The 25,658-nt window shown below is 60.2% G+C and carries 20 protein-coding genes; 14 read left to right on the plus strand and 6 right to left on the minus strand.

From position 1 onward, the window contains the following. The first annotated feature begins 46 nt into the window (after positions 1–46). From gcvP to H6F58_RS13785, 8 genes are all read left to right on the plus strand, one after another. Positions 47–2,893: an aminomethyl-transferring glycine dehydrogenase gene (gcvP, locus tag H6F58_RS13750; RefSeq protein WP_171919139.1), complete on the plus strand. Its 2,847-nt coding sequence runs from the start codon at positions 47–49 to the stop codon at positions 2,891–2,893. A gap of 12 nt (positions 2,894–2,905) precedes the next feature. After that, on the plus strand, positions 2,906–4,033 hold the full coding sequence (gcvT, locus tag H6F58_RS13755) for a glycine cleavage system aminomethyltransferase GcvT (RefSeq protein WP_195181973.1): 1,128 nt from the start codon (positions 2,906–2,908) through the stop codon (positions 4,031–4,033). 60 nt (positions 4,034–4,093) lie between these two features. Next, positions 4,094–4,474: a glycine cleavage system protein GcvH gene (gcvH, locus tag H6F58_RS13760; protein WP_060702456.1), complete on the plus strand. Its 381-nt coding sequence runs from the start codon at positions 4,094–4,096 to the stop codon at positions 4,472–4,474. Further along, a complete protein-coding gene (glyA, locus tag H6F58_RS13765; RefSeq protein ID WP_206693703.1) occupies positions 4,474–5,796 on the plus strand; it encodes a serine hydroxymethyltransferase in 1,323 nt (440 codons plus the stop codon). The genes gcvH and glyA overlap by 1 nt, the downstream gene beginning before the upstream one ends. A gap of 187 nt (positions 5,797–5,983) precedes the next feature. Next, on the plus strand, positions 5,984–7,393 hold the full coding sequence (locus H6F58_RS13770; RefSeq protein ID WP_146276049.1) for an L-serine ammonia-lyase: 1,410 nt from the start codon (positions 5,984–5,986) through the stop codon (positions 7,391–7,393). A gap of 402 nt (positions 7,394–7,795) precedes the next feature. Continuing rightward, positions 7,796–9,163, plus strand: coding sequence for a magnesium transporter (mgtE, locus tag H6F58_RS13775; protein WP_244652605.1), 1,368 nt, complete (start codon positions 7,796–7,798; stop codon positions 9,161–9,163). 59 nt (positions 9,164–9,222) lie between these two features. Further along, positions 9,223–10,332, plus strand: a complete 1,110-nt coding sequence (locus tag H6F58_RS13780; protein ID WP_195181975.1) for an NADH:flavin oxidoreductase/NADH oxidase — start codon at positions 9,223–9,225, stop codon at positions 10,330–10,332. A 140-nt stretch (positions 10,333–10,472) separates the two neighbouring features. Next, complete coding sequence (locus tag H6F58_RS13785; RefSeq protein ID WP_206693704.1) at positions 10,473–11,603, plus strand: hypothetical protein; 1,131 nt, start codon at positions 10,473–10,475, stop codon at positions 11,601–11,603. 104 nt (positions 11,604–11,707) lie between these two features. Here the strand turns inward: H6F58_RS13785 and H6F58_RS13790 are convergent, their stop codons facing one another. Beyond that, complete coding sequence (locus tag H6F58_RS13790; protein WP_195181976.1) at positions 11,708–12,880, minus strand: CPBP family glutamic-type intramembrane protease; 1,173 nt, start codon at positions 12,878–12,880, stop codon at positions 11,708–11,710. 135 nt (positions 12,881–13,015) lie between these two features. On the opposite strand from H6F58_RS13790, the gene H6F58_RS13795 reads away from it, so the two are divergent. The 3 genes from H6F58_RS13795 (at position 13,016) to H6F58_RS13805 (ending at position 16,488) form a co-directional block, all read left to right on the plus strand. After that, positions 13,016–14,269 (plus strand): YibE/F family protein, encoded by a 1,254-nt coding sequence (locus H6F58_RS13795; RefSeq protein WP_060702449.1) that lies wholly within the window; start codon positions 13,016–13,018, stop codon positions 14,267–14,269. Between the two features lie 69 nt (positions 14,270–14,338). Then, on the plus strand, positions 14,339–15,349 hold the full coding sequence (locus H6F58_RS13800; protein WP_195181977.1) for a zinc ABC transporter substrate-binding protein: 1,011 nt from the start codon (positions 14,339–14,341) through the stop codon (positions 15,347–15,349). A 20-nt stretch (positions 15,350–15,369) separates the two neighbouring features. Continuing rightward, on the plus strand, positions 15,370–16,488 hold the full coding sequence (locus tag H6F58_RS13805; protein ID WP_146276036.1) for a CDP-glycerol glycerophosphotransferase family protein: 1,119 nt from the start codon (positions 15,370–15,372) through the stop codon (positions 16,486–16,488). An 8-nt stretch (positions 16,489–16,496) separates the two neighbouring features. Here the strand turns inward: H6F58_RS13805 and H6F58_RS13810 are convergent, their stop codons facing one another. The 5 genes from H6F58_RS13810 to H6F58_RS13830 all read right to left on the minus strand — a co-directional run bounded on the left by H6F58_RS13810 (position 16,497) and on the right by H6F58_RS13830 (position 22,355). Further along, on the minus strand, positions 16,497–17,987 hold the full coding sequence (locus tag H6F58_RS13810; RefSeq protein WP_195181978.1) for a gamma-aminobutyraldehyde dehydrogenase: 1,491 nt from the start codon (positions 17,985–17,987) through the stop codon (positions 16,497–16,499). A gap of 20 nt (positions 17,988–18,007) precedes the next feature. Beyond that, positions 18,008–18,376, minus strand: coding sequence for a cupin domain-containing protein (locus tag H6F58_RS13815; protein ID WP_186468104.1), 369 nt, complete (start codon positions 18,374–18,376; stop codon positions 18,008–18,010). Continuing rightward, a complete protein-coding gene (locus H6F58_RS13820; RefSeq protein ID WP_195181979.1) occupies positions 18,376–19,821 on the minus strand; it encodes an FAD-dependent oxidoreductase in 1,446 nt (481 codons plus the stop codon). Before H6F58_RS13820 ends, H6F58_RS13815 begins: the two co-directional genes overlap by 1 nt. Before the next feature lie 184 nt (positions 19,822–20,005). Then, positions 20,006–20,377, minus strand: a complete 372-nt coding sequence (locus tag H6F58_RS13825; RefSeq protein WP_195181980.1) for a hypothetical protein — start codon at positions 20,375–20,377, stop codon at positions 20,006–20,008. A gap of 55 nt (positions 20,378–20,432) precedes the next feature. Further along, the gene (locus tag H6F58_RS13830; protein WP_195181981.1) at positions 20,433–22,355 is read right to left on the minus strand and encodes a primary-amine oxidase; all 1,923 of its coding nucleotides are present in this window, start codon (positions 22,353–22,355) and stop codon (positions 20,433–20,435) included. Between the two features lie 123 nt (positions 22,356–22,478). Between H6F58_RS13830 and H6F58_RS13835 the strand changes: the two genes are divergently transcribed. The 3 genes from H6F58_RS13835 (at position 22,479) to H6F58_RS13845 (ending at position 25,646) form a co-directional block, all read left to right on the plus strand. After that, positions 22,479–23,066 (plus strand): TetR family transcriptional regulator C-terminal domain-containing protein, encoded by a 588-nt coding sequence (locus H6F58_RS13835; RefSeq protein ID WP_195181982.1) that lies wholly within the window; start codon positions 22,479–22,481, stop codon positions 23,064–23,066. Positions 23,067–23,177: 111 nt separating this feature from the next. Then, complete coding sequence (locus tag H6F58_RS13840; protein ID WP_195181983.1) at positions 23,178–24,101, plus strand: helix-turn-helix domain-containing protein; 924 nt, start codon at positions 23,178–23,180, stop codon at positions 24,099–24,101. A gap of 114 nt (positions 24,102–24,215) precedes the next feature. Beyond that, the gene (locus H6F58_RS13845) at positions 24,216–25,646 is read left to right on the plus strand and encodes an APC family permease (protein ID WP_060702440.1); all 1,431 of its coding nucleotides are present in this window, start codon (positions 24,216–24,218) and stop codon (positions 25,644–25,646) included. Positions 25,647–25,658: the final 12 nt, after the last annotated feature.

The raw sequence follows: 25,658 nt of genomic DNA on the forward strand, positions 1-25,658 counted from the left end.
TCCTTTGGCATGCGCCAAGACAGATCCCCGTGGAGACTCCAGCACCATGACCATCACGCAGATTTCGGCTTCTACGAATAGCGAATTCGTTGCCCGCCATATCGGCCCGCGTCCTTCCGACGTAGACACCATGCTTCAGACTCTGGGCTACAACAGCCTCGAAGACCTGATCGACACCGCCGTTCCGGCAGACATCCGCCAAGATGCCATGCTGGATATCCCAGCCGCCCTGAGCGAAACCCAGGCACTGGCCCACCTGCGTGACCTGGCCTCCAAGAACGTCATGAAGACCCAGATGATCGGCCAGGGCTTCTACGACACCATCACCCCCGCGGTCATCCGCCGCAACATCGTGGAAAACCCGGCCTGGTACACCGCCTACACCCCGTACCAGCCAGAAATCTCCCAGGGCCGCCTCGAAGCCCTGCTGAACTTCCAGACCATGGTCATGGACCTGACCGGACTGCCGATCGCCAACGCCTCGCTGCTGGACGAATCCTCCGCCGCCGCCGAAGCGGTGCTGATGATGCGCCGTGCCAACAAGAAGAAGGCCAAGGGCAAGACCGTCCTGGACTCCAACATCTTCCCGCAGACCATCAAGGTCGTGCAGGGCCGCGCCGACGCGCTGGGCTTCGAAGTCGAGGTCGCTGACCTCTCCGCAGGCCTGCCAGAAGGCGACATCTCCGGCATCGTGCTGCAGCAGCCAGGCAGCAACGGCTCCATCAGTGAGCACGCCGGCATCATCGCCGCCGCCAAGGAAGCCGGCGCCATGGTCACCGTGATCGCCGATCTGCTGGCACTGACCATGATCACCCCTCCAGGCGAGCAGGGCGCCGATATCGCCGTGGGCAACACCCAGCGCTTCGGCGTGCCGCTGTTCTTCGGCGGACCGCACGCAGCCTACATGGCAGTGGCCGATGGCCTGACCCGCTCAATGCCAGGACGCCTGGTCGGTGTTTCGGTGGATGACGCAGGAGTTCCTGCCTACCGCTTGGCCCTGCAGACCCGCGAGCAGCACATCCGCCGCGAGAAGGCCACCTCCAACATCTGCACCGCCCAGGCATTGCTGGCCATCTGCGCCTCCATGTACGCGGTGTACCACGGTCCAGCAGGCCTGAAGCAGATCGCATCGCGCGCCAACAACCACGCCCGCGTGATCGCCAGCTCGCTGGTTGCCGGGGGATTCACCCTGGCCTCGCAGACCTTCTTCGACACCGTGGTGGTGAACGTCGAGAACGCCGGGGAAACCATCGCCAAGGCCATCGAAGCGGGAATCAACCTGCGCAAGGTCAGCGACACCCAGGTCGGCATCTCCACCGATGAGACCACCACCTCGGGCATTGTGAAGTCCCTGCTGGAGGTCTTCGGCGTGCAGCTCTCGGCTCCTGAAGGTTTCGAGATCCCTGCAGGCCAGGTGCGCACCAGCGACTTCATGACCCACCCGATCTTCAACACCATCTCCTCCGAGACCCAGATGATGCGCTACCTGCGCCGCCTCTCGGATCGCGACCTGGCGCTGGACCGCACCATGATCCCGCTGGGCTCATGCACCATGAAGCTGAACTCCGCAGCCGAGATGGAATCCATCACCTGGCCAGAGTTCGCTTCCATCCACCCTTACGCACCAGCCGAGCAGACCGAGGGCTGGCGCGAGCTGATCACCGACCTGGAAGGCCGCCTGACCGCGATCACCGGCTACGCTGGCGTCTCCATCCAGCCAAACGCCGGCTCGCAGGGCGAATACGCGGGCCTGCTGGCCATCTCGGACTACCACGCATCGCGTGGCGAGGGACAGCGCAATGTCTGCCTCATCCCGGCTTCCGCCCACGGCACCAACGCCGCCTCGGCAGTGCTGGCCGGCATGAAGGTCGTGGTCGTGAAGACCGCAGCCGACGGCACCATCGACGCCAATGACCTGGATGCCAAGATCGAGGCCAACAAGGACGTCCTCTCGGCCATCATGATCACCTACCCATCCACCCACGGGGTCTACGACGCCGATGTGCGCGAGGTCTGCGACAAGATCCACGCTGCCGGCGGACAGGTGTACATCGACGGCGCCAACATGAACGCCATGGTGGGCCTGGCCCAGCCGGGCAAGTTCGGCGGAGACGTCAGCCACCTGAACCTGCACAAGACTTTCTGCATCCCGCACGGCGGCGGCGGCCCGGGCGTTGGCCCGATCGGCGTCGGCGAGCACCTGCTGCCATTCCTGCCAGGCGATGCCTCGGGCACCTACACCGAGCGCGACGGAGTGCCGGTAGTGGCTACCGCCTTCGGCTCGGCCGGGGTACTGCCGATCTCCTGGGCCTACATCGCGATGATGGGCGGGGAAGGGCTGACCGAGGCCACCAAGCACGCCATCCTGAATGCCAACTACATTGCCAAGCGCCTGAACGAGCACTTCCCCGTGCTGTTCACCGGCAACAAGGGCCTGGTTGCCCACGAGTGCATCCTGGACCTGCGCGAGCTGACCGCGAAGACCGGTGTGACCGCAGAAGATGTGGCCAAGCGCCTGATCGACTTCGGCTTCCACGCACCGACCCTGTCCTTCCCGGTGGCCGGCACCCTGATGGTGGAGCCTACCGAATCCGAGGACCTGGGCGAGATCGAGCGCTTCATCGAAGCCATGATCACCATCCGCCAGGAAATGGAAGAGGTGCTCTCCGGGGTCTACACCATCGAGCAGTCCCCGCTGCGCAACGCTCCGCACACGGTCTCCGCTGTGGTCAACAGCGGCTGGGACCGCAAGTACTCGGTAGAGCAGGCCGCCTTCCCGGTAGCCAGCTTGAAGTCCGACAAGTACTTCCCGGCCGTCGGACGCATCGACGGCGCCGGTGGCGACCGAAACCTGATCTGCTCCTGCCCGGCTCCTGAAGCCTTCGAAGACTAGGAAGACTTTGAGATGACTGAGACTACGCAAGAACTCAAGCACACCGCCCTGCATGCCCAGCACGCAGAGCTCGGCGCCAACTTCACCGACTTCGGCGGCTGGGATATGCCGCTGAAGTACGGTTCGGAACTGGCCGAGCACAAGGCCGTGCGCTCCACCGCTGGCCTGTTCGACCTGTCCCACATGGGCGAGGTATACCTTTCCGGCCCGCAGGCCGGCACCGCGCTGAACACCGCGCTGGCTGGCAACTTCACCATCATGAAGGTGGGCAAGGCGAAGTATTCGCTGATCCTCGATGCCGAAGGCAAGATCATCGATGACCTGATCGTGTACCGCCTGGCAGAAGAAGAATTCCTCGTGGTGCCCAATGCCGGCAACGCCGAGGTTGTGGCCGCGGCCCTTCAAGAGCGCGCTGCAGGATTCGACGTGCAGGTGGATAACGCCTCGGCCCGCCAGAGCCTGATCGCAGTCCAGGGACCCAACGCGCAGGCGATTGTCTCCAAACTGGCAGCGGATGCCGAAACCGCCCAGAGCGTCACAGAGCTGAAATATTACGCTGCGGCCAAGCTGGTGCTCGGCGGTATCGACGTGCTGCTGGCGCGCACAGGATACACCGGCGAAGACGGCTTCGAATTGATCATCGACAATGAACAAGCCGCCGAACTGTGGGCCAAGATCATCGCGGTTGGCGCGGACCACGAATTGGTTCCGTGCGGCCTGGCCGCTCGCGACTCGCTTCGCCTGGAAGCGGGCATGCCGCTGTACGGCAACGAGCTGAGCCTGGATCGCACCCCATTTGATGCGGGATTTGGCCCAGTGGTCTCCTTCAAGAAGGAAGAGGACTTCGTAGGCCGCAAGGCACTGGAGTCCCTGCGCGAGCAGACCCCGGCACGCAAGCTGGTTGGCCTGAAGGGCCTGGGAAAGCGCGCGGGACGCGGCGGCTACGCCATCGTGAAGGACGGGGCCACTGTTGGTGAAATCACCTCCGGACAGCCTTCTCCGACCCTCGGCTACCCGGTGGCCCTGGGGTATGTGGATGCGGAATTCAGCGAAGTCGGCACCGAGCTGGAAGTAGATCTGCGCGGTAAGACTTTGCCATTTGTCGTCGTCGAACTGCCGTTCTACACGCGAGCCAAGTAACGTTAAACATCAGTAGGGCCAAGCCATACGCCCGCTTATTCCCTTGGGAGAGGAAATACCGTGAGTAAAGTTCTTTCGTCATTGCGCTACTCGGCCGAGCACGAGTGGATCGATGCATCGTCCCCAGCCAAGGTCGGCATCACCCAGATCGCTGCAGACGCCCTGGGCGACGTGGTCTACGTGGACCTGCCAGAGGTTGGCGATTCCGTCAGCGCCGGTGAAACCTGCGGCGAGGTGGAATCCACCAAGTCGGTATCCGACCTGTACTCGCCAGTGACCGGCACGGTAGTTGCCATCAACGACGAGGCTGTTGACAACCCCGCAATCCTGAACGAAGATCCCTACGGTGCCGGCTGGCTGTTCACCGTAGAAGTGACCGAAGAGGGTCCGCTGCTGTCGGCAGCAGACTACGCAAGCACCAACGGTGGAGACGTCCAGTAATGAGCAACCCGACTTTTGAATCCCTAGCACCAGCATCGCTGACCCAGTCGCTGGCTGCCCTTGACCCAGAGGTAGCGCAGCGCATCGACGCTGAACTGGCCCGCCAGCAGCGCGGCCTGGAAATGATCGCCTCGGAAAACCACACCGCCCAGGCCGTCATGCAGGCCCAGGGCTCGGTGCTGACCAACAAGTACGCCGAAGGCTACCCGGGCCGCCGCTACTACGGCGGCTGCGAAGAAGTCGACGTTATCGAGACCCTGGCCATCGAGCGCATCAAGGAACTGTTCGGCGCGAACTTCGCCAACGTCCAGCCGCACTCCGGCGCCCAGGCCAACGCCTCGGTCTACCACGCACTGGTCCGCCCAGGCGACACCGTGCTGGGATTGAACCTGGCGCACGGCGGGCACCTGACCCACGGCATGAAGCTGAACTTCTCCGGCCGCTTGTTCAACATCGTTCCCTACGGCGTGAATGAAGAGACCAACGTGGTGGACATGGACGAGGTGGAGCGCCTTGCCATCGAGCACCAGCCGAAGATGATCGTGGCCGGCTGGTCGGCGTACCCGCGCCAGCTGGACTTCCAGCGCTTCCGCGAGATCGCTGACAAGGTCGGTGCCTATCTGTTTGTGGACATGGCGCACTTCGCCGGCCTGGTCGCTGCCGGCTTGCACCCATCTCCTGTGCCTTACGCCCACGTGGTCACCTCGACCACCCACAAGACTTTGGCTGGTCCTCGTGGCGGCATCATCCTGTCGAACGATGCCGAGATCGCCAAGAAGCTGAACTCTGCAGTGTTCCCTGGCCAGCAGGGCGGCCCGCTGGAGCACGTGATTGCTGGCAAGGCGGTGGCCTTCAAGATCGCCGCGTCCGAAGAGTTCAAGGAGCGCCAGCAGCGCACCTTGGCTGGCGCGAAGATCCTTGCTGAGCGCCTGGCCCAGGAGGATGTGGCGGCCAAGGGCATCAGCGTGCTGACCGGTGGCACTGATGTGCACCTGGTTCTGGTTGACCTGCGCAACTCGGAGCTCGATGGCCAGCAGGCCGAGGATTTGCTGGCGCAGGTGGAGATCACCGTGAATCGCAATGCGGTGCCGTTTGATCCTCGTCCGCCGATGGTGACCTCGGGGTTGCGCATCGGTACTCCGGCGCTGGCAACCCGCGGTTTCTCGGAGGCGGCGTTTGCTGAGGTTGCCGAGATCATCGCGCAGGCGTTGATTGCTGGTGCTGAGGGCGATACCTCGGTGTTGCCGGAGCTGAAGGACCGGGTTCTGAAGCTGGCCGAAGCCCATCCGCTGTACCCGGACCTGGCCAAGGTTTCCGAGTAGCACCATCTTGTGAGGATGGGGGCCCGGAAGGCGGAAACATTCGCTTTTCGGGCCCGCAGTCTTTCATCCGCAGAAGTTCACCCCACGCTGTGCGGAAGTTCCGATGCAAGGATGACCTCTTGCACACCACACCATCTTTCCGGAGTGAGCACTCCGGATTGCCGACGTTCTAAGGATGTGACCCGCCATGGCGGTAAGCGTATTCGATCTTTTTTCGGTTGGCATTGGACCCTCGTCCAGCCACACCGTGGGGCCAATGCGTGCGGCGCACGCATTCATCGCCCAAGTAATCCGTGAAGAGAAGATGGATGCCCTGGATAATATCCGGGTCGATGTCTACGGCTCACTGGCCGCGACCGGACGCGGGCACGGAACTTTCACTGCCATCATGCTGGGGCTTGAAGGCTTTGAACCCGAAACGGTGCTGCCTTCGCAGGTTGATGAACGCCTGGAACAGATGGATGCCACTGGAATCTTGCAGTTGGGAGCGCAGCTAGGTCAGCGCAAAGACCTGAACTACTCCGTCAATGACATGGTCCAACACCCGTTGACCGTACTGCCGCGCCACACCAACGGAGTGAAGTTTGTAGCTCTCGATTCACAGGGCAATGAACTGACCAATGAAACGTTCTTCTCAGTGGGCGGCGGCTTCATCGTGCGTGAAGGTGCTGAAGAGCGCATCGAGAAGAATCTGGAAGAAAAGCTGCAACAGCAGCCATACCCTTTCACCACTGCTGCCCAGCTTTTGGAGCATGTGAAGGCCACGGGCAAGTCCATTGCCGACATCATGATGTCCAATGAATTGGCCTACCGCAGCCAGGACGAAATCCGATCAGGACTGGTCCACATCTATCAGGTGATGGAGGACTGCAAGGACTCAGCCTTAGAACGCACCGGTGTGCTGCCCGGCGGGCTCAAGGTGCGCCGCCGCGCGCCGGAATGGCATGAGCGCCTGCGCAAGGAAGACAAGGACCGCGACCCTGTCTACTGGCAGGAATGGATCAACCTTGTCGCTTTGGCGGTGAATGAGGAGAACGCTTCCGGCGGCCGTGTGGTGACTGCGCCGACCAATGGCGCGGCCGGCATCATCCCAGCGGTCTTGTTCTACGCCACCCACTATGCCCCAGGTGCCAAGTACTGGAATGAAGAGGAAAGAAACGACGCCGTAGTGCGCTTCCTGCTCACCGCAGGCGCAGTGGGAGTGCTCTACAAGGAACAGGCCTCGATCTCCGGCGCTGAGGTTGGCTGCCAGGGCGAAGTCGGCTCGGCCTCGTCGATGGCCGCTGGCGGCCTCGCCGAAATTCTCGGTGGCACGCCGGCACAGGTGGAAAACGCAGCGGAAATCGCCATGGAGCACAATCTCGGGTTGACCTGTGACCCCATTGGAGGTCTGGTCCAGATTCCATGCATCGAGCGCAATGCGATTGCTGCATCCAAGGCAGTGAATGCTGCCAAGATGGCGCTGATGGGTGACGGCGAGCACCATGTCACCTTGGATGAAGTCATCATCACAATGCGCGAAACTGGCAAGGACATGAGCGATAAGTACAAGGAAACGGCCATGGGCGGTTTGGCCGTCAACGTGGTCGAATGCTAATCGCTAGCTGAGCTTTACTTTCGGGAGGCCGGTTGATCCGGCCTCCCGAAGCCATTTAATGTGAGATGCATCGTTGTTGTTGGCTATCAGCCTCGGGTTTCTGATAGAACTGGCAATACACGCAGCATGAATCCATGCTTCGGAATTTCAGGAGGTGAGCTTCATGGACGGCAGTTCTAGTCGATCTATATACCTGCGAGCTCACCAGTTCCTTTCTTCATGCGCCAGCTGATTTTCCTGATCTAGGACAGCTCTGCGTCCGGCGAGTTCGCAGCCTAACCACCCTTGGCATGCGCAAATTGGCGCACGCAAATACTGACTGATTTATCACCCAATTTATCGGGTGGGGAGCAGTGAGTAGTTGCTTGTGAGCCTTGAAATTGCGCCAAACGAACCGTTTGGATGACCATTATGTTCACCTTCGAATACGTAGACTTTTCAACTACTTCCCAGGAAATCCGCACCTGCCTCGCAGCTGATGCATACCAGCGCCTTGCCGCGTTGCTCAGGGAACTGGAGCTGGGGCAGCTCATCGAGCAATTTGAGGCCTTGAAGACAACCGACGCTGCGATCCTTTACCGCATGCTGGACAAAGAGCGGTCGTTGGAAGTCTTCCAAGAACTCGATGCACCAGTACAGGCAGAACTCATCGAGACGCTCCAGGAAGAGTCGGTCGTTGACGCATTCGCCGCGTTGGAACCCGCAGACCGGGTTGCGCTGCTTGACGAGCTGCCGGCCACCGTTGCCACGCAGTTGCTTGCTGGCCTGGACGCCCGGCAGCGCCAAGCGACCGGGGTGCTGCTGGGCTACCGGGATTCAAGCGCCGGGCGGGTCATGTCGGCCCACTTCCTCTCCACGCATCCGGAGCTCACCGCCGGGCAGACCCTGGATCGAATTACCCCTCAACTGGGCACTACGGAACACTGCCACATCATCATGGTGGTTGATCGCACCCGCCGGTTCATCGGAGCGGTGCGGCTGGCCGATCTGCTCGGACGGCCTCGGGAGCAGCTCATCTCTGACTTCAGCGTGGAAGTACCTGCCGCACAGGCCTCCGCGCCTGGCATCGAGGCAGCGCGCAGGGCTGTCGAACGCCACCTGGACTTGATGCCGGTGCTTGACAATGAGGGACGATTGATTGGCGTGCTTCCACTGGGCGAGGCCATCGACCTGCTCGAAGACGCCGAAGAATCACGCACCGCACGCAGCGCTGGATCCGAGCCGTTGTATCGCCCATACCTTGGCACTCCGCTGCGCAAGCTGGTGCGAGCCCGTGTGGTTTGGCTGCTGGTCTTGGCCATCGGCGCCACGCTCACTGTGCAAGTGCTCGCCACCTTCGAACAGACCTTGGAGTCCATGGTCGTGCTCAGCTTGTTCATTCCGCTGATCGTTGGCATTGGCGGAAATACAGGCAACCAGGCGGCCACCACTGTCACAAGGGCCCTGGCCATGGGAGATGTGCGGGTGAGCGACTTGGTCCGCGTCATTTTCCGGGAAGTGCGTATCGGGGCAATGCTGGGAGTGTGCTTGGGCGCTATTGCCTCCCTCGTTGCCGGCGTCGTTTTTGAACTGAAGGTCGGCCTGATCATCGGGATAACGCTCGTGGCACTGTGCAGTGTGGCGGCGGCCGTTGGGGGAGCGATGCCGATCATCGGTAAGTTCTTCAAAGCCGACCCGGCGGTCTTCTCCAACCCATTCATCTCCACCTTCGTGGACGCTGCTGGGCTGATCGTGTACCTCACCGTGGCAGTACTCGTCCTGGGCCGGTGATCTTTGCGCTCGATGGTGCTGGGCGGAATAAATCAGGCGACCTCAACGTCACACTAGGTATGCCACAAAGCAAGTTATTCAGCCCAGTCACCATCCCCGCCAAGAACGGAACAGGACTCCAGCTGCGCAATCGCGTGGTTCTGCCACCGATGTGCCAATATTCCATCATCGAGCGCAACGGAGTGCCAACCACATGGCACCTCGCGCATCTGGGATCCATGGCCCACGGCGGTTTTTCCCTTGTCATCGCCGAGGCAACGGCAGTCGCTGCCGAGGGGCGGATCTCTGACCGGGACGCCGGATTATGGAACGACGAGCAGGTCGAAGCCTGGAAGCCCATCACCGAATACATCCGCTCCCATGGCGCTGCCGCCGGGGTGCAGCTGGCCCACGCCGGCGCGAAGGCCTCCACCTACGGATGGCTCAAAGAGCTGGAGGAAGCTGGCCTCTCGGGCAGCATCAGTGTCGAAGACGGCGGTTGGGAAACCTTCACGTCCGCGCCGAGCGGGCTGTTCGACCTGAAGCCGGCAACAGCCATGAGCCGTGAGCAGATTGCCGAGTCCGTCCAGGATTGGGCAGCAGCGGCACAGCGTGCCGATGCGGCCGGATTTGATCTCATCCAGATCCACGCAGCGCACGGTTATCTGATCCACCAGTTCCTGTCTCCACTGACCAATCAGCGCACCGATGAATATGGCGGAAGCTACGAGAATCGCACCCGATACTTGCGTGAAATCATCCAGGCGATCTCGGCCGTTTGGCCGGCAGATAAGCCGCTGGGCATTCGTTTTTCAGGTGAAGACTGGGTGGAAGACGGATGGGGCATTGCCGACACGGTGAAACTCGCCGGAGAACTGTATGAGCTCGGGGTGCGTGCATTTGACCTCTCAAGCGCGGGCATCGGGCCCTTCCGTGGGCCAACGGGGCCGGGGTACCAGGTGCCCCTGGCGCAGGCAGTCAAGCAGGCCCTGCCGGACGATGCATTTGTCACCGCCGTAGGCTCTATCACCGATGCCATCCAGGCTGAGCATATTATGGTCTCAGGGCAGGCCGACGGCGTGAGCGTTGGACGCGCTGCCTTGGGCAATCCGCAGTGGCCAAACCATGCTGCCCAGCAGCTTGGCGCCGAGAAATCGCACCCTCCGCAGTACTGGCGTGGCCGCTGGTAAATTGTTGCCGCCATGCTGATTTCTTTCCAATCACAAGTTAGTTTCTGGTTACCTCTTCCAGCCACTGAATAGTGATGTTAGGTTAGTCCCACGGATCTAGTCGCAAGGCGGCCAAGGGTCGCGTGCGGAAGGGAGTCAGCATGGCACTACGCGCGGATTCTAATGGAATCGACGCTTCGCTCTATCGAAGGAATGGATCATGGAGCACGGCTCTCGTGGATGCTTCACTGGGTACGACGGGTGCTCAAGAAGCAGCTGATCGGCTTCCAGGGGATGTCGCCAAATTGCTCAAGTCCCAGCAAGCCCAGGCTGAAGATATCCAAGCATTGATTGGTGCGTTGGAACCTGCCGAAGGACTGCGAGCACCGGTTGCAAGATTCGTCGCTGTCCATGACGGCGAAGTTGTACTCAATGAAATCATTCCCGGGCTCAAGGTCCAGACTCCAACGGTGGATGTCGGACCTTTCCCGAATTTCACGGCATTGGCACGTGCTCGCGGTGGTTCCTTCTCTTATCTGGTTGCTGAAGTGGGCAAGGACGGTGGCGAAGTGCATCTTTACAACACGTCATCGCCTGAGCGCATCGCTAGCCAAGGCATTGTTGGACTGCCCGAGGAAATTCACCACGCTCGGAAGGTGCCCGGTGAATACGACCAGCCCAAGGCCCAGGCTGCTGCCGACGAAATGGTGCGCAGGAACGCAGATGAAGTCGCCGAGCTGATTACAAAGATGTCTGCGGAAAATTACGTTCGATTGATCGTGATCTCCGGGGATATCAAGGCTCGCGAATCGGTCATTGCCCAATTGCCGGTGGCCTTGCGGGATTACGTGGAAGTCATCGATTCGCACACGAGAACTGGTGGTGCTGATTCAAAACAGGTTGATGCCCGGGTCGCCAAGCTTATCGAGGACGTGAAGTCCAAGGCACTGGCTGATCTGGAAGCGAAAGTCGCGGCGCAGTCAGGCAACGGCCGTTCGCTCTTGGCCGTGGGCCTGGAGGAAGTGGTGACAGCGTTGCAGTCGGCACAGGCTGAAACTGTGCTTGTCGGGCAATACCAGGACGAGCACACCTTGCGTGCCCTGAGTGCCGAGCCCTGGATTGCCCATCAAGAAGGGGATGACCACGCAGAATTGGTTGCCGGTGAGTGGCCGGCACCGGAAGTGCTCTTGCGGGCCACCGCTTTGACGGATGCGACTATTCGATATGTCCCGGATTCGGTCATACCTGACGGGGCAGGAATTGCTGCACTGCTGCGTTGGGCGAAGCCCTGACCCCTCAATAATATGAAATTGGGCTCTTGCCACGAGGAAAAATCGTGTCAAGAGCCCATTGCCATGCCAGAACCTGCCCCAGCTTTCAGCCGGAGAACAACGGCTTAGCGATCATGATTCTCGGGAGCGCCATGAGCTGGATCAGCGGGAGGCGTCGACGAGTGCCCGGGAGACGGAGGATAGTCCTGCGGGTAAGGCGATTGGGCCTGCGGTGCGGACGGATCCATCGGTGGCGCCCAATAAGCCTGGCGCGGGTGAGGCACCGGCTGGGCCATCGGCCAGGGCTGCAGTAGCGGCGGCCGAGTCATGGGCGGGATTGGCCCTGCGGTGCGGGCGACGTCGTTCTTGCTGGAAAGCTTGACCAGGGCAAATGTCAGCAGCGCCGTGAAGAGGACCGAGAAGAGCAAGGACATCGGACCGGATGACGTTGCATTCAAATCCACCTGGCCCATTGCTCCGAGCAAGAACAAGAAGGTGTTGTTGATAATGTGCATGGCCATTGCAGCTTCCAAGCCGCCGGTGCGCCAGGTGAGATAGCCGGCAGCGATGGCAAACGCCGTCACATCCAGCCGGCCATAAACGTCGTAGAGATGGCCAAAGGTGAACAAGGGCACCGGCAGGAGAATGGCAAAAAGGGGGTGCTTCAGCCAGCTGCCGATGATCTGCATCAATGCTCCACGGAACACCAATTCCTCGGCAGCACATTGAAATGGTGTCAGCAAAATGACCAGGAGAGCGAAAAAGAGCGGATCAGCCGGACCCTGGACCGCAGCCATGTCAGGTTGCCCTCCCACCCCGGCGGCCGTCAGGCCGAAGCTCAGGGCGAAGTAGGCAGCAAATAAGAGGGAACTGGTGCCGAGGGCCATTGCGAACCAGCGCCAGCGCAATCTTCCAGCGACGGAAATCAACTGGCCGACAGGCTTGGAACCGAGCAATAGATAGGCCAGATATACCGCGGGGATCATGATGATCAATGACGCCATCGTGATGGTGAAATCGATGGGCGAGGTCATGTCCAGGTCTGCCTCGGTGAGGAGGGAGTCTGGCGCGCCATTTGGATCAGCCGCCCAATTGGCGGGGTTCACCAGGGCCACTACGAAGATAATCAGCATGACGACGATGAACAGTGCTACAAAAAAACCCAGCCCGGTTCCGGCAAAAGCCAGCGGGCGCCACCAGCGGTAATCATGGTTTCGACGCATTAGCCGGTGGAAGGGAAAACTTTGTTCCCCGGCAGCTATGGGCGCAGGGGGCTGCAGAAAGTGTGGCGAGCTCATAGGTCAATTCTCCCGCTGATCACCCATTGCGACATGAACCTTGCGGAGGATTTATCGGTCATCCCAAGGTAGCCACCGTGGTGCTCATAGACTTGTTGCAGACGATTCGCCTTTATTGATTTGGAGAAAGACCCAGTGGGCCACCATCACCATGACGAACCGATATTGCAGGATCCCAAACGACGGCGCCGTGCCTCGATCATCTTGTGGGCATTGCTCGCGCCTATCGGCGTGCTGGCAATGGTCATGGTCATCGTCCTATGGCCCCAAGGAACGTACAACAAGTTCGCCCTCGATGGCTCCATGGATACCGCTGGTGGTGCCACGATGGCGACCGGCACCGTAACCCGGAGCGGTGTTGAGACCTGTCCTTCGTCCCAAGGGCTGGAAGACGTGGGCGGCAAGACCTTGGAATGCACGGTCACCTATGTCATGCCAGCGTCAGGCGGGGCGGAAATCCAGATGGAAATTCCGCCTGAAATGCTGCAATCCCGGGACGCCCGGCCCGGCGATGCCTTGCGCTATTTGGACCTGTCCAAGGTAGATACCACCAGCGGCAGTCCCTACGTCTTTGTCGACTTCGTGCGGACCTTGCCCATGACCCTGCTGGCTATTGCCTACGGGATAGTTGTCGTGCTGGTGGCTGGGTGGCGTGGTGCGCGAGCGGTCATCGGCTTGGTTGGCGGCATCGCGTTCATGATCTTCTTCATGGTCCCGGCGCTGATCGAGGGCGGGAATCCCGTGGTGGTCGGCCTGACCGGTGCCACGGCCATCATGTTCGTGGCGCTGTATTTTGCCCATGGCTTGAATGCCAAGACATCAACGGCGCTGCTGGGGACGCTCTTTGGCTTGGGAGTGACCGCGGCATTGGCGCTGTGGCTGACGGACGCGGCGGCGCTGACCGGCGCTAATGACGAGTCGGCAATGACCTTGTCTACTGTGGCGCCGCAAATTTCCCTGCCTGGCCTGCTGATCTGCGGCGTGCTGGTCGGCGGAATGGGTGTGCTCAACGATGTCACAATCACCCAGTCCGCCACGGTATGGGAGCTGGCCGAAACTTCGCCCAGGGCTTCGGCCAAGGAACTGTTCTTCCGCGGCATGCGCATTGGCCGGGACCACATTGCCTCAACGGTATACACCATTGCCTTCGCATACGCCGGGGCCGCGCTGCCAATCCTGGCCATAGCGGCGATGAGCAACCAGGGATTCGGTGTGACGCTGGGCTCAGGGGAGATGGCCGAGGAAGTTATCCGGATACTTATTGGTTCTATTGGCTTGGTACTGGCTATTCCTGTCACGACGGCCATAGCGGTCATGGTGGTGAAGGCCACCGGTACTGGCGGAGCACACGGCAAGCGATCCTTGTTTGCCGCCAACGCAGACGCCTAGGTGCGAACGGTTCTCAAAAGTAATGTAGAATTGTTCTCAATAGCAAACGTGTTTGGATGGAGAACTCATATGAAGAAGTATCGCTCATTGCTTGCAGCCGCCGTCGCTGTGCCCGCAGCGGGAATGATCCTCGTCGGGTGCGCCGGGACTGGCAGCGAAGCCAGCGAAGCTGATACCTCTGCAGTCAAAGTGGTGGCAACGACCAATGTCTATGGCCAGGTTGCCCGTGCTGTGGGAGGCGACACCGTCAGCGTCAGCGAGATTATCACCTCGGCTGCCCAGGACCCTCACTCATATGAGCCAACCACCCGCGACAAACTCACCGTTTCTGAAGCGAATATCGTTGTTGCCAACGGCGGGGGATACGACCAGTTCATGGATTCGCTGGTCCAGTCCCTGCCCAGCGACCAGGCTTCGGGCGTTCAGCTGATTCACGCGGTGGATTCTTCGCCTATTGCCAAGGAGCATGAGGAAGAAGCGCATGAAGGCGAAAGTGCCGAGGAGCATGCCGAGCATGCCGAAGAGGAAGCGCATGAGGAGCATGAAGGCCACGATCATGCCGGCTACAACGAGCACATCTGGTACGACCTGGACTCCATGTCGGCCTTGGCCGATGAGCTGGCCACCACCTTCGGCAAAACCGATGCCGCCAACGCGCAGCAATATACGAAAAACGCCGAAGAGTTCAATGCCGGCATCAAGAAGCTGCAGAGTCAGCTGCGCGACGCCAAGCTCGAGGACAAGAAGTTCATCATGACTGAACCAGTGCCGTACCACCTTCTGGATGATGCAGGCATGGAGGACATCACGCCTGAAGGGCTGAGCGAGGCCATCGAAGAAGGGGAAGGCATTGCGCCAATGACCCTCAAGAAGGCCCAGGACCTGTTGGAAGGCGGCAATACCGACGTCCTCGCTTACAACGTGCAGACCGAGGGAAATGAGACCAAGGCGCTGAAAAAGGATGCTGAATCCGGCAAGGTGCCAGTCGTCGATTTCGCAGAAACCATCCAGGATGATTCAAGCTACCTGGATTGGATGAAATCCAACATTTCCAACTTGGCTTCCGCGATCAATGGCTAGCGGGTACGTAGACTACATGTATGGCATTGATTCCTTCCCAAATTACTCAGGCGACAGGTAAAGCACGCGCCCTGATCGCCGAGCGATCGGTGCGAGCTGAAATAGCGCAAGGCCAAAGGGAAATACAACAAGCCGACCATGTCATCTTCTTTGCCGAAGGCCCCGGCCAGTTCTACCAACTAGGTGTCTGGCTGGGGACCTTTGAGCGTCTTGCCGCCCAAGGCCTGAGCATCGGCCTGGTATTGATGGATTCACTCAGCGCGCGGCAGGCATTGAACTCCAGCACACTGCCCCTGCTGTTCACGCGTTCCATGGAGCAAATCGAGTCCAGGCTGCGCGAGTGGAACACCAAGTCGATCAGCTACGTGAACAATGCCCAGCGGAACTTCACCATGCTGCGCTTCAACGGGCCAGCGCATATTCATCTGAACCATGGCGAGAGCGAAAAGGCCTCGATGGTTTCCAACCAGCTCAAGGCCTATGACTATGCCTGTGTTGCCGGACCCGCAGCGGTGGATCGCATCTGTGAAAACATCTCTCGATTCGATTCTTCGCACCTCGTGCAGATCGGGCGGCCGCAACTTGATGCCTTGGAATTGGAAGGACCCTCAGAGAAGATCCGGGTCCTCTACGCGCCAACATGGGAAGGCGATTCTTCGGCGATGGCCTATTCCTCGGTAATGAGGCTGGGCGAACGGATCCTTGCGCAGCTGGTCAACGATGACCGGTTCGACGTGCGTTTCCGCCCCCATCCGAAAACCGGCGATATCCTGGCCGAAGCCAAGAAGACCGTGGCTGCTTTGCAGTCGAGGTTCGAGTCGACCATGGATCCCGTTCCCGACGCTTCGCAATCCCTGGTCTGGGCCGACGTGGCCATTTGCGATACTTCAGCCATGGCCTACGACGCCGTGGCATTGAACATTCCGCTGCTGCTCGCCGCCGATCGCCCGAGCAAGCTGCGTGACGGGCTGCCGATGGAACAGCACCTTGGCAACGCCAACGGATTGGCGGACCGGGTAGCAAAACTGGCTGCCAGCGGAGTAGCCGGCCAGCAAAAACAACTGGCCCAGTACTTCTTCGCCACCACCGAGCCCGGGATGGCCACGAAAAAGCTGAACCAGCTGTTCTCCGGTCTGTAGCCGGACTTTTAGCGCTGTTTGAAAACGGTGTCCTGCCACTGGCGGTGAGGCGCCGGATCGTGGGAGAGCATCACGTGCTTCACATTGGTGTATTCGTCAAAGGAGTACTGGCTCATATCCTTGCCCATGCCTGAAGCCTTGTAGCCGCCATGGGGCATGTCCGAAACGATGAGGATATGCTCATTGATCCACACGCAGCCGGCCTGGATCTGCGCACTGGCCTTCATTGCACGGTCGACATTCTTCGTCCACGCGCTGGCAGCCAAACCGTAGGGCGTGTCATTGGCCAGATCCATGGCTTGCTCGTCATCGTCGAACGGCAGGGCCACCAGGACCGGCCCGAAAACTTCGTGCTGGACGATTTCTGAATCCTGGGCGGCACCGATGACCAGTGTTGGGCGATAGTAGAACCCGGGGCGTTCCTCGCGCCGGCCACCGGCCAGTATTTGCGCGCCGTCCTGCTTGGCGCGATCGACCATCGCCGAAACCTTTTCCAGATGCGCTTCGCTGATCAGCGAACCCATATCGGTGTCGGGATCTGAGGGACTGCCAACCACCATCGCATCCATCAGCTGCGCCACCCGCGCGGTGAACTTGTCGAAAACTGAAGAGTGCACATAGGCGCGGGTCGCCGCCGTGCAATCCTGGCCGGAATTGATTGTGGAACCGGCCACCGCACCGTGAGCCGCTGCCTCGATATCGGCATCGTCAAAGACGATGAATGGCGCCTTGCCGCCCAACTCCAAGTGCACGCGGTTTGCGCGTTCAGCGGCCATCGACATGATCTTCAGCCCTACCGCGGTGGAACCGGTGAACGAGGTCATCTTCACCAGAGGGTGGCGTACCAGTGTTGCCCCGACGGAAGGGCCATCGCCGACCACCACATTGAGAACACCGTCTGGCAAGCCCGAATCGCTTGCGGCCTTGGCGAAAAGCATGGACGTGCCGGGAGTGAGCTCACTGGGCTTGAGCACGATGGTATTTCCCGCGGCGATGGCCGGGAGCACCTTCCAGGCAGCCATCTGCAATGGATAGTTCCAGGGGCTGATCGAGCCGATGACGCCAATAGCCTCGCGGCGGATCATCGAGGTGGTGTTCCCTGCATAGTCGCCAGCAGCCAAGCCCTGGAGGTTTCTGGCGGCGCCGGCAAAGAAGTTCACATTGTCGATCGTTCCGGGGACGTCAAACTCCGTGGACATCCGAATGGATTTGCCGGTCTGCGCCGTTTCCACCTGGGCCAGCTCGCCGGCATGCGCCTGGAGCTCGCGGGCGAAGGCCAGCAGATGGTCAGAGCGTTCTGCCGGTGTCAGCGCGGACCAGGTCTTAAACGCCCGTGCCGCGGCTTGTACCGCTTGGTCCACCTGTTCCGCGCTCGCCGTATCAACGTCGAGCAATTTATCACCGGTCGCGGGGGAGACCCGCGGCAGGACAGGTCCCTGGCCGAGTACCTGCTCTCCGTTGATGAACTGATGTCCCAGAGTTGGGTTGTAGTAATCCATGGCGATGCTCCTGTGGATGCTCAGAGGGTGAAGTAGATCTTGCGAAGTGTTTCGGTCACGTCCCACCGGGTATGCATGCCGGCCTTCAAGCGCACAGCGGTGCCGGTGGCCAGCTCTATTTCCTGCGCGCTGAAACCGCCGCTGCCAAGAATTTGCAGCTTGCCGCGGCCGGAGAGCACGACAAAATACTCGTCGGCTTCGATATCTTGCATGGAGCCGGGCGACATTTCCCAAACTCCGATTTCAGCTTCGCCAACGGTGCTGACTTGTTGGAATCCTGTGGTTGCAGGAATCCGTCCCTCGATGCGCTGCCCTGTTTCTATCGGTTGGAGGGCAATGGGGAGCTCAAGCAGCTTTTCGCTCTCAGGGTTTGGAAGGAAATCTGTCATCAGGAATCGAACCCCATCCCGATCTTGTCCATGAATTTCAAGAATACGGAGCGCTTGCCTTCGTGGTGATCCGCCTTGACCAGATGGTTTGTCATGATTTTGACTCCCAGCCATGCGGCCGGTTCTGGTGGAAAGGGAATGGGTTTGGTGCGGACCAATTCCAGTTCTGTCAATTCGGTTTTTTCCCCGGAAAGCAAGTCCAGCATGACCTTGGCGCCGAACCGGGTCGCGCCGACTCCCAGCCCGGTGAACCCGGCGCAGTAGGCGACTTTGCCGCCATGGGTGAGGTCGAAAAAGGAGAAGAAGCGGGAGCAGGTGTCGATGGCCCCGCCCCAAGCGTGGGAGAACTTCACGCCGGATAACTGCGGGAAGCTGCCAAAGAAGTGCGCCGCCAACTTGTTGAAGGTCGCTTGATTGCTGTCGTAGCTTGAACGCACTTTTCTGCCGAAATGGTACACGGCATCGTACCCGCCGTAGAGGATCCGGAAGTTCCCATGGGCATCGATTGTTGGCCGCGAGTAGTGGAAGCGATTATTCATGTCGGCTAATCCAACCATTTGCTCCCAGCCGATGGCCGCGCGCTGCTCTTCGGTCAGGGGCTCGGTCATCAGGGCGTAGTCGTACACCGGGACGATACGGGCCCGGTGGCGCTTGAGCAGGGATGGGAAAACATTGGTTGCCAGGGCGACTCGCTCTGCCATGATGCTTCCGCCAGCGGTCAAGACCTGGACTGTGTCGCCGGCATCAGAGATTTCCAGAGCATGGGTATGCTCGTAGAATTCCACACCCAGCTCACGGCAAACCCGGGCAAGCTCCCATGCCAACTTGGCTGGATGCACCAGCGCCGTGGATTGGTGGTCTAATGCGCCAGCCAAGAAATCCGGCGAATTGATGACGGTTTTGACTTGCTGCTGGTCGAGGAAATCTACCCCGGATGATTCGGCTTCTTCCCTGGCCCAGGCAATCTGGTGGGCCTCGGTAGCCACGCTCAGGGAACCCTGGCGGACAAAGTCGACGTCCATGGCGTACTTCTGAACGGCAGCCTCGAACTCATCAAGGTTTTGCGCTCCAAGCCCGGCAAGCAGCGCATTTTCCTTGGGGAGATGATTCGCTCCGTTGGCTTCTCCATGCACGAGCGACGCTTCGCAGAATCCTCCGTTGCGTCCGGACGCGGCCCAGCCGATGCGTTGGCCTTCGATGAGAACCACCTGCCGTTGCGGGTCCCGCTCCTTGGCCTGCAACGCGGTCCACAGGCCCGTGTATCCACCACCGACGATTAGCAATTCTGCGGTGATTGAACCGTGCAGCGAAGCACTGGGTTCTGGACGATGTTCGTTGTCCAGCCAATAACTGGTGTGCTTGGCTGATGCCAGTGATTCGGCAATGAGAGATGAAGGGACTTCTGCTTCATGCCGGTCGAAAGTAATTTGATGCTGGGTGCTCATGGGTTCTTTCCTGGATTAATAGCGGAGTTGTGAGAATGCTATTGATCCAGGGGAACAACCATGGGGCCCTGGGGTTTTGCGGTTTGCTGGGCACGCAGGATGCCAGTTGAGAGCCAGTCGGCGATCAAGGCTTATCCCTCTTCTCGGCAGAAGATCCGCAAATTGAATGTGATTCATTACTTATCTAAACTTGAGCTTTTCCGCCTGTCAATAGATTGCCGGAAAGCGACAACCGGCTTCGCTGAATATGACACAGAATTGCCGCCCAGAACATCACGGCGAATTCTGGCAATGCCAGCAGCAGCATGAGATTTCCGTGCGCGGATGAATGCGCCGTCGCTGAATGATGATGTTCGCCCATCCATGGCAGGCCCAGAGCCATCGCCATATGGAGCATCCCCATCAGGGCGCTCATCACCAGCAGCTTTTGCGCCGGGGCGCCCCGCCAAACACCCCAGGCGCATTTGGTGCACCAGAGGGTCATGACCAGCAGAATGGACATCCACCACAGCGAATGCGGCAGAACAGCAATGCTGGCCAGATGCGCGAGGCCCAACCCCAAGGCGGCTGACCCGAGCACGCGATGTGCAGGGATCAGCCGCCGGGAAGGGCTAGGCGCTATCGCCGCAGCAACCATCGGTTTCCTTGGTGGAGCAGCATCCGTGCTGGACGGGGGCTGGTACATCTAGCACCGGGGAGCGGTCGAAGAAGCCCTCGGGGCGGATGGTGAAGCCCACGGTGTCAACCGGCATAATTGGCCAGTCCTCGGTGCGTGGGAAGTGGGTCAAGGCGAAGGTGTGCCACATGCTGATTTGCTCGCCATCGATATTCTTGTCGTCTTCAATCCACGAACCGATGCCATCGACCCCAGGGTTCTGGTTGACGAAATCACCGGTGGGGTAGCGGTGCGAAGCATCGCGTTTGGTTACCCAAAGCGCCTTTGAAGCGAATTCGGCCCGTCGATGAATCGAGGATTCGTCGGCGGCAAGCAGGGTTGGCAGTCCCTGGGACATGAGCTTGTAGCCTACCGGCTTGCCAAGGTAGTTCTTCGATTCAGGGTTGGTCACCACCCAGGTGCGGCCGGCAGTTGGGTTGTTATCGCGCACCGCTTGCTGCTCGGTGCCCAGCACCGTGTGGCTGCGGGTGAAGGCGTTGCCGCGAGGATTTTCCTTGCTGATGGGAAGGCGTACCGCTTCCTCCTCAATGACCCGGCTCGGGCCGCCGTCCAAGGCGAAGTCCAGGCGGGCGCCGAAGATGTGCTGGTGGAAAGGTGCGCCGAGCCCTGGCGCCATCTCGGATGCGAAGCGCTCGTCGAGCATGGCCGAGGTGAAGACAACGCCGGTGGCCTTGGCCTCGAATTCGATGGTGCCGTCCAGGTAGAGGTACCAGTAGAAGCCGTAATCGTAGTTGCCCACGGTGGTGAAGAAGCTGATCACCAATCGGCGGTTGCGACGCGTGTACTTCACGCCGGACCAGTCATCTGCGTGCTTGGAGAGAATCGAGGCGTCTTCCTCGTGCATGCAAATGCCGTTGGTGATCGTCTGGGCGTTGCCATCGCCGTCAGTGACCACGGGGGAAATGTAGTGGATTTCGCCCAGGCAATCGCAGCCGAGCTCCAGCGAATTGGCCAGCCGGCCGATCAGGTATTCTCCGGTGTCGAAGTAGTTCTGCCAGCTGCGCACCGGTGATGGGTCTCCATAGGGGACCACCATTTCGGCGATGGAGGCGCGGTCCAGGATGCGGCGATCGACCCCCTTGTCGTTGAAGCCGATGTTGTAGAGCACCAGGCCCTCGCGCATGTCGAATCCGATATCAAGAGACCACTTTTCCCATTCCACGTGGTTGCCGTTGGCGACGGTGAAGCTGGCGCCCTCTGGCTGGGTGATTTCAATGGGCTTCTGCGTGGTGCGCGTCGGGCCGGTCAGCTCGGGATCGGTGTAGTTGCCATGGGTCTCGGGTACCGGGACGATTTGGAGATCCAGCAGGCGGTCAACTTTTTGGGCGATGGTGTCGATGTAAACCACGAGTCCATCCACCGGGTGGGCCCAGGCTGAATCCTCGGCGAAGTCCTGGCGGAATGCGAGCCCGCGCAGGATGCGGCGACCGGATTCCTCTGGATACTCGTCATCGTAGACACCTGCGGAAAGCGGGGCAACGCGTACTTGAGCTGTGGTGAGGTCGCGTTTGGCTAGGGCGGCCACCCACTGGGGGTCAGCGTTGAGAATGGATTCGACCATTTCGAACTCTTCAAGCAGCACCGGCATCTGGCCCACTTTGGACGGGTCGAGATCGATGATCGACACCACGCTGCGGTTGCCCAGATCCAGCACGATGTCTCGTGGCGAGTTGGTGAGCTTGTCCAGGAGCATGACTCGGACATGCCGGCCGGGCCGGGAGTGCTGTGGGTCTTCCAAGCCCAGGTAGGCGATACGGGTGTTGTCGCCGAACAGTTGGTTTTCAACCATAAGCTCTTTGGCCAGAGAGATTTCCGCTTCACTGAGCAAAGTGAAATCTGTCGTTGCGGTGATGGTCACGAGCTGGGCTCCTTTGAATGTGATGTAGATCAATTATTATTCTATGAATGTAGAGAATACGGAGCGGCACTGCGGGGCGCAACCCTTTGGGAACAAAAATTTTAAAATGGCTAGGCTTGAGCTATGCCAAAAATCGTTGATCATGACCAGCGCCGCCGAGAGATCGTAGAGGTCACTTGGAAGTTCATCGCCCGCGAAGGTATCGAGAAGCTGAATCTGCGTGACTTGGCCGCTGCCGCTGGTTACGCCAACGGAGCGCTGAAGCCGTACTTCCCGACGCGCGATGCGCTGCTTGTGGCGACCTTCAACTTCGTGGCGGACGCAACGAACCAGCGCATAAAGCAGAACGCGGCAGGCATGCAGGGCTTGGAAGCCATTGCAGCGTTCGCCCGGGAAGTGCTGCCGCTCGATGAACTGCGGCGGAACGAGGCGCGCATTGCCGTGCATTTCTGGCATCTGGCGCTAGGCGATCCCAAGCTGGCCGTCGTGAATGCATCGACGATGGACCAATGGCGAAGCATGCTCGATGGCTGGCTGGAGCAAATTTTCCCCGCAGCAGACGCGCGCACCCTGATGGCCCGCGATGCGCTGATCAACTTCCTCTTGGGTGCCCAGGCCAGCAGCGTGTTGGATGCAGAAGTCAATACCGCTGTCCTGTTGGAAGAACAACTGAAGTACCAGCTGGACCTGCTCGACTCCTTCGCCCGATAGAATTCCCAGCAATATTCTCGGGTTGAAGAAAATAGTGACAATCTTCGCGGCCGAGCGTACCCTCAAATGTGATGCCCCGCACCTTGGAAGCGTCAATGGGGGAGGGAACGCATGTATCAGATCCAGCACGTCGACTCATTTACCGCGTGGTCGCGGCTCATTTCTGATGCCTTCGTGCAATTGCGCAGCGAACAAGTGACCGGTGGCCACTTCACCGCGTCCCTCGGGGTGAACATGCTCGGCGACATCGGCCTGATGCGCATCCACGCAAGGCCCCACGCGGTGCAGCGCACCGTGGATCTGACCAACAGCGGGGATGGGGAGTTCTACAAAGTCTCCTACCAGCTCGACGGCTATGGCCTGCTGGTTCAGGACGGGCGTGAAACGGTGCTCGCCCCGGGAGACCTGGCCATCTATGACACCCAGCGTCCCTATACGCTGGCCTTCGAAAAGCCTGCCACCGTCGTTGTCGCACTGATTCCGCACGGCCAATTCAAGCTTTCAACCCAGCAGGTCGGGCAGGTGACCGCGCTGGCCCTCAAGAACAACCATCCGCTCTCCGGGACCGTCGCCCCGCTCATGAACCACCTTGGCGCCAATCTTGCGCAATGGGACGAATACGGGGGATACCCCTTGGCCCGCAATACCGTGGATCTGCTTGCCACGGCACTCGGCGGGGTGCTGGGAATCGATACCGTTGCGGACACCAAGGCCCAGCAGCGCGAGAAGATCACCAGCTACATTGATGAGCATCTCAACGACGCCGACTTGGGGCCGGCGCAAATCGCGGCGGCGCACTTCATCTCGATCCGCAGCTTGCACGCCTTGTTCGAGCATCAACCCCATAGCGTCGCTGCGCTCATCCGCCACCGCCGCCTCACCGAAGCTTCGCGTTTGCTGCGCGACCCGCTGCTGTTGGCGCAATCAGTCCAGGCAATTGGCGCGCGGGTGGGCATCGCCGATGCGGCCGGATTCAGCCGGATGTTTTCCAAGGAATTCGGCTGCACTCCGGGCAAATACCGCACCGGGCAATGAGACGTGGCGCACAGCCCTGCGCGGGGAAGCAATGAGGCTGCACCGAATGACAATGCGAATCCTCCCGCGCCGTAGATCCTGAAGAGAGCACAATCAACACTTTTGGGGGATCTTATGGCACTGGAACAACGCACTCTTACGGTGCCAGCGCTGGTGGTCATGATCATTGCGGCCAGCGCGCCGTTGACGGCAGTGGCCGGTGGCGTCACCACAAACTACGCGGTGACCGGAATGAGCTCTGTACCGCTGTCCTTCCTGCTCATCGGGGCGGTGCTCCTGGTCTTCAGCATTGGCTACACCGCCATGAGCCGGCATATCCCCAACGCGGGGGCCTTCTACGCCTATGTGGCCGAAGGGCTGGGGCGGATCGTAGGAGTCGGGGCCGCAATGGTGGCGCTCGTTAGCTACAACCTGATGCAAATCGGCATCTATGGAATGTTCGGATTCGCGGCGGCTTCCTTCGCCAATGCCACGTTCAACACGGCAATTCCGTGGTGGGGCATGGCCCTCGTGGCCTGGGCCGCCGTCGGGTTCCTCGGCATGAACCGCGTGGATTTCTCCGTGAAGGTCCTGGGGATCATCGTTGCCGCCGAATTCCTGGTCGTTGTCGTTTACAACATCATGGCTTTTGCGCTGGCACCACAGGCGCCGCAACCGGAAACCGCCTTCAACTTCTCCGACGCGCTGGCCCCGGGCATGGGTGCCGTCGTGGCGTTCACCATTGCGGCGTTCATGGGCTTCGAATCGGGAACCATCTACAACGAAGAGGTCAAGGACCCGCAGCGAACGGCACGGCGCGCCACCATGATCGCCATCGTCATTATCGCCTGCTTCTACGCCTTCTCCGCCTTTGCGGTAGCGGTAGGCGAGGGGGCAGACAACGTCATCGCCGCCTCGGCCGAGAATGGCCCGGATCTGCTGTTCGTCTTTTTCGCAGCCCATGCCCCAACGTGGTTCGTGGATCTTGCGAACATCCTGTTCATCACGAGCCTGTTCGCCGCATTGCTGGCCTTCCACAATGTCATTGCGCGGTATTTCTACTCCATGGGCCGTGGTGGCGCCCTGCCGAAGTTCTTGGCGGTCACCTCGCGAACCACTCACGCGCCGATTGCAGGATCGATGGCCCAGTCGGTGCTCGGGCTGATCGTGATCATTGCCTTCGCCATCGCATCGCGCGGCCAAGAACCCATGTACATCGTGTTCACCATGTTCACCTGGATGACCAATTCCGCGGCCTTTGGCCTGGTGCTGCTGATGGCGCTGACATCCTTCGCTGTCATCGGATACTTTGCGCGGCGCAAAACCGACGACTCGCTGGTCACCCGGGTGATCGCGCCATCGATTTCAGGCATCGCGCTGTTCTACGTCTTCGCCCAGATCATCATCAACTTCGATATCCTGCTCGGCGTTGAAGACCCGGGCCTTCTGGGATACGCGCTCCAAGGCATCGTCATCATCCCCGGGGTACTGGCTTCATTGGCCGCGGCAATCATCAGGCTAACCGGCAAGGGATCCCAGCCGGCAACAGAACTATCCGTCTTGTAAAAGCACAACAAA

It is taken from the genome of Glutamicibacter sp. FBE19, from assembly GCF_015524875.1.
GTDB classification, from domain to species: Bacteria; Actinomycetota; Actinomycetes; order Actinomycetales; family Micrococcaceae; genus Glutamicibacter; species Glutamicibacter halophytocola.